This is a genomic window from Blastomonas sp. CCH1-A6 (assembly GCF_001556365.1).
Classification (GTDB): domain Bacteria; phylum Pseudomonadota; class Alphaproteobacteria; order Sphingomonadales; family Sphingomonadaceae; genus Blastomonas; species Blastomonas ursincola.
Genome location: NZ_LSIS01000367.1, coordinates 1 through 2720 on the forward strand (window position 1 = coordinate 1; position 2720 = coordinate 2720).

Annotated in this window: 4 protein-coding genes; all 4 read right to left on the reverse strand. The window is 59.4% G+C overall.

What is annotated here, in order from left to right; all coding sequences use genetic code 11:
- Positions 1-275: 275 nt before the first annotated feature.
- Entirely contained in the window at positions 276-494 is a 219-nt protein-coding gene (locus tag AX735_RS17190; protein WP_013831674.1) for a helix-turn-helix domain-containing protein, read from the reverse strand.
- Positions 495-587: 93 nt separating this feature from the next.
- Positions 588-905 (reverse strand): DUF736 domain-containing protein, encoded by a 318-nt coding sequence (locus AX735_RS17195; RefSeq protein ID WP_066282703.1) that lies wholly within the window; start codon positions 903-905, stop codon positions 588-590.
- Between the two features lie 378 nt (positions 906-1283).
- Positions 1284-1763 carry a hypothetical protein gene (locus AX735_RS17200; protein WP_066282708.1) on the reverse strand — a complete coding sequence of 160 codons (480 nt, stop codon included), beginning with the start codon at positions 1761-1763 and terminating at the stop codon, positions 1284-1286.
- A gap of 105 nt (positions 1764-1868) precedes the next feature.
- On the reverse strand, positions 1869-2033 hold the full coding sequence (locus tag AX735_RS26045; protein ID WP_006964003.1) for a hypothetical protein: 165 nt from the start codon (positions 2031-2033) through the stop codon (positions 1869-1871).
- Between the last annotated feature and the right edge of the window lie 687 nt (positions 2034-2720).

Below are 2720 nucleotides of genomic sequence, written 5' to 3' on the forward strand. Positions count from 1 at the left end.
ACCAGCAGCACCTAAATCTCCACCGAAAATTACACCACGAGCGCGGACGCTAACTCTCCTTGTAGCAAAACCTGTTTAGTGACTGCGCCCCTGCAACGCGCGCAGAGAAGCAGGGTGAACTTATCCCCAATCGGGCAGTGCGCTATCCCCAGCATCGGATAATGCCGAGCCCAGATTGCCGGGACAAAACATTCCCAGAGGCAATGATCTGCCTGTTGTAGTTCAGAAATTGTAAAATTGCTGCTGAGATTCGGCGAATGGCGGTGGGTTTGCGTTCAACGACCGCCAGGTTTTTCGAAAAATCGCACGGGATCGACGGCAAGTTCTTCTGCGAGTCGCTCAATCGTGTCGAGCGTCGGCGAATTGGCTGCGCGTTCGAGAAGGCCGACATAGTTGCGGTTGATTCCGGCACGATGCGCCAATTCCTCCTGCGAAAGCCCACTGGCGTGTCGCAATCGCCTTAAATTCGTCCCAAAAATCTCCCGAAGCCTCATGCTTCGTGGGTCGGCGTAACCCTAATATACTGCCACCCAATATACTAGGGATTCGTCATCGCCCGGTGTGACCCGGGCGATGACTTGGCCGATTCATTGGTCGTTGCGGCGGCTCGGGCGGTTCCACACCAGATCATGGCTGCCGTCCTCGGCTTCGAAGAGCTGGGCGAAAATGGGCGCCATGAAGCTGGGGTCGTCGAGCTTCACCGAGAGGTACGGCCGGTCGTCCTGGGTGTGCTTTTTCCAGGCTGCGCCGATTTCGACTTCGCCGATGAGGACCCGGTGGGTCGGGGCATTGCCGCTGGTGTTTTCTTCCGCGACGATCCTGACTGATTTGGCCTGAAGGGCGAGAGTGACGATCTGGCCCCGGAGTTCGCCCGAAACCATCTTGAAGTTGCCGATCTTTGCCATGGGTATTTCCTTTCCGTTGGACGGGACCGCGCCAGTGCGGCCTCGATGCGCGGATAAGGGTCAGCCAGTGGCAGGCGCCGCAGCGTCAGCCCGCAGCGTTAGCGAAGGACGGTGTGGTCGGGCTTTCTTGTCTCGCGAGGAACGGCGGAACGCCGGGGGAAGAAAGTTCGGCAAGCACCGTTGCGGCAAGCCTGCCAAGCGAAGCGCCTTGCTGACATGGCGCGGATCGAAAGAGGCCGTACTGGTCGGTTCTGCCGGGAAGGACGCCAGATGCTGATCGCATGCACTGGCTCGGCTGAACGCCGGCCCTGAACCCTCGGTTCAAAATCGGCCAAGTAAAGGAAGCGACTGGAGCGCCTGTATTACCCCCTCACGCCATCACTCGGTCGACATTGATTGGCCTGTGGAGGCTTGCCCACCCACGGGACCGGCAAACTGTGAGGTGACGCGCGTATCACGCTCCGACATTGTCACGCTTCGCCATGCCGAGAGGGATGTCGCCATAGCAGCGATGGATCCAAGGATCGCCAGCAGCAAGCTGTTGTCCGTTGCCAGTGATCCAAGCGCATGCGCGGCCTGAAAGCCGGCGATGCCCGCGGGTATGGCAAAGAGGAACGCGATCCCGACACGGAGCATGGGAGAGCGGACAAAGGCGATGAGGCCCTGTCCAATCAGAAGCGTGGCAAGGCCTGCCGCCAGTCCGCCCAGGATTGCTCCGAGATGGCCAACATCGTGGCCGAGCAGCAAGAAAGCACACGTGAGCCCAGCATAGACAGGCAGCGCGTAGCTGGCGAGGCGGAAGAGCAGCGCTAGCACATAAAGGCCAGCCACGGCCCCGAGGATGAGAAAAATGGTCATAAGCGTCCCTTGTCTGGACGCGCTCGCCACCACCTCCTCAGCGCAATCTGCGGTGCAAGAATAGCATGGCAGGGCACAGGCCGAAAAGGCGAAATGTGCCTGAGGTTAGCGGCTGAAAGGGTCATATTCGCGAACCACCTGTTCGGGGTCACCGTCAAATTCGTCAGCGGGGATGACGAAGTAGCCCTGATTGGTTTCGATGAGGACGATGACCGTCATCAGCGTCCGGGAGAGGTTCCAGCCAAGCGATTGTGCGGTTGCCAGTGGCATGTTGCGGCTCCTGCCTAGGAGCGGGACCAACCCGCTCGACAGTCGCCCCACAGGCCGGGGGCTGGCCGCAATCACCGCAGCAAAGCTGCGGCCGCACGCGCACGCGTAGCGGACCCTTCACGGGTTGATTGAAGGAGGACAGGCTTCGAGCCCAGGGATCAGCGGCTAATGCGAGCGAGTGGTTCTGCGGCGGTTCGAGTTATGCCAATTGCGCCAGTCAGATTCCGGCGGTGACATATTCTTCAGGTATCCGCCGTTGACGGCCAGTTTCTCAAGATCGGTCAGGCACTAAGCGGCCGGCAATATCGATATGTGCGACCTCGGCGATCCGAAAAAGAGTTTATCTTGCGCTGTTCTGGCGCAGCACGCTGCCCCTCGGCCAAGGCGCCCGACTGCTAGCAGCGAGATGAGCCGTTTCACACCACACGTTAGGCGCAAGTTCGGGCGACATTGATCGACAATTTAGCTGCAAAAAGGGGGCTCAAAATTCACGAGCTACGACCGGCTTTCCCCACGACGCCCCAACCTGTACCAAAATTGGAGACAATATGGAGACAATGGGGGTCTCGGTGAGGCGTTGTCTCCAGAATTTCAAGGGTCGCCGGTCGGCGAAATCGTTGATTTTCTGGGAGAAAACTGGAGCGGGCGAAGGGATTCGAACCCTCGACCCCAACCTTGGCAAGGTTG